At 39.2% G+C, this 309-nt stretch carries 1 protein-coding gene; it reads left to right on the forward strand.

The window, feature by feature from the left end:
• Positions 1-185 (forward strand): NifU family protein (locus HC175_RS22525; RefSeq protein ID WP_168140037.1); only part of this gene is annotated, 185 nt, incomplete at its 5' end.
• Between the last annotated feature and the right edge of the window lie 124 nt (positions 186-309).

Genomic DNA, 309 nt, shown 5'->3' on the forward strand with positions numbered 1-309 from the left:
CAAGTGACGGCGGAAATATACTTTTTGAAAGCTATGATGAGGACCAGAAGCTGGTGAAGGTGATCCTGCAAGGGGCCTGCAGCGGTTGTCCTTCTTCTACTTTTACACTGAAGAACGGAATTGAAAATATGCTGAAAGAAATGCTCCAGGGTCGTGTAGAACGGGTGGAGGCGATCAACGGGTAAACCGGTTTAAGGTTTAAGGTTTAAGGTTTAAGGTTTAAGGTTTAAGGTTTAAGGTTTAAGGTTTAAGGTTTAAGGTTAAGGTTAAGGTTTAAGGTTTAAAAACTATAAATTAAAAGCAAATTTT

Source organism: Salinimicrobium oceani (genome assembly GCF_012037645.1).